We start from the raw sequence: 2,099 nt of genomic DNA on the forward strand, positions 1-2,099 counted from the left end.
TCAATGTTCAGTGCCAAGCTGTAGTAAAGGTTCACGGGGTCTTTCCGTCTAGCCGCGGGTACACTGCATCTTCACAGCGATTTCAATTTCACTGAGTCTCGGGTGGAGACAGCGTGGCCATCATTACGCCATTCGTGCAGGTCGGAACTTACCCGACAAGGAATTTCGCTACCTTAGGACCGTTATAGTTACGGCCGCCGTTTACCGGGGCTTCGATCAAGAGCTTCGACCGAAGTCTAACCCCATCAATTAACCTTCCGGCACCGGGCAGGCGTCACACCGTATACGTCATCTTACGATTTTGCACAGTGCTGTGTTTTTAATAAACAGTTGCAGCCACCTGGTATCTGCGACTCTCGTCTGCTCCATCCGCAAGGGACTTCACTGATAAGAGCGTACCTTCTCCCGAAGTTACGGTACCATTTTGCCTAGTTCCTTCACCCGAGTTCTCTCAAGCGCCTTGGTATTCTCTACCCGACCACCTGTGTCGGTTTGGGGTACGATTCCTTACAATCTGAAGCTTAGAGGCTTTTCCTGGAAGCATGGCATCAATGACTTCACTACCGTAGTAGCTCGACATCGTATCTCAGCGTTATGAAGAACCGGATTTACCTAACTCTTCCGCCTACGTACTTGAACCTGGACAACCGTCGCCAGGCCCACCTAGCCTTCTCCGTCCCCCCATCGCAATTGTAAGAAGTACGGGAATATTAACCCGTTTCCCATCGACTACGCCTTTCGGCCTCGCCTTAGGGGTCGACTTACCCTGCCCCGATTAACGTTGGACAGGAACCCTTGGTCTTCCGGCGAGGGAGTTTTTCACTCCCTTTATCGTTACTCATGTCAGCATTCGCACTTCTGATACCTCCAGCAGCCCTTACAGACCACCTTCAACGGCTTACAGAACGCTCCCCTACCCCACGCACATAAGTGCGTAGCCGCAGCTTCGGTGTATAGCTTAGCCCCGTTACATCTTCCGCGCAGGCCGACTCGACCAGTGAGCTATTACGCTTTCTTTAAATGATGGCTGCTTCTAAGCCAACATCCTGGCTGTCTGAGCCTTCCCACATCGTTTCCCACTTAGCTATACTTTGGGACCTTAGCTGGCGGTCTGGGTTGTTTCCCTCTCCACGACGGACGTTAGCACCCGCCGTGTGTCTCCCGGATAGTACTTACTGGTATTCGGAGTTTGCAAAGGGTTGGTAAGTCGGGATGACCCCCTAGCCTTAACAGTGCTCTACCCCCAGTAGTATTCGTCCGAGGCGCTACCTAAATAGCTTTCGGGGAGAACCAGCTATCTCCAGGTTTGATTGGCCTTTCACCCCTAGCCACAAGTCATCCGCTAATTTTTCAACATTAGTCGGTTCGGTCCTCCAGTTGATGTTACTCAACCTTCAACCTGCCCATGGCTAGATCACCTGGTTTCGGGTCTAATCCTAGCAACTGTACGCCCAGTTAAGACTCGGTTTCCCTACGGCTCCCCTAAACGGTTAACCTTGCTACTAAAATTAAGTCGCTGACCCATTATACAAAAGGTACGCAGTCACACCACGAAGGTGCTCCTACTGCTTGTACGTACACGGTTTCAGGTTCTATTTCACTCCCCTCACAGGGGTTCTTTTCGCCTTTCCCTCACGGTACTGGTTCACTATCGGTCAGTCAGTAGTATTTAGCCTTGGAGGATGGTCCCCCCATATTCAGACAGGATATCACGTGTCCCGCCCTACTCGTTTTCACTGATGATGAGATGTCGACTACGGGGCTATCACCCTTTATTGCGGCACTTTCCAGAGCCTTCGTCTGTCTCATTAAAAGCTTAAGGGCTAATCCAATTTCGCTCGCCGCTACTTTCGGAATCTCGGTTGATTTCTCTTCCTCGGGGTACTTAGATGTTTCAGTTCCCCCGGTTTGCCTCTTGCTGCTATGTATTCACAACAAGATACTTACTTATGTAAGTGGGTTTCCCCATTCGGAAATCCCAGACTCAAATGACTTTTACTGTCTAATCTGGGCTTATCGCAAGTTAATACGTCCTTCATCGCCTCTGACTGCCAAGGCATCCACCGTGTACGCTTAGTCACTTAACCATACAACCCGAA

Annotated in this window: 1 rRNA gene; it reads right to left on the reverse strand. The window is 50.6% G+C overall.

Annotated features, from left to right (window positions below):
- Window positions 1-2,087: ribosomal RNA gene (locus JC606_RS23020) — 23S ribosomal RNA — on the reverse strand; the annotation flags it as partial.
- Window positions 2,088-2,099: the final 12 nt, after the last annotated feature.

Origin of the sequence: Vibrio sp. IB15 (genome assembly GCF_016406055.1) — a bacterium.
Taxonomy (GTDB): domain Bacteria; phylum Pseudomonadota; class Gammaproteobacteria; order Enterobacterales; family Vibrionaceae; genus Vibrio; species Vibrio chagasii.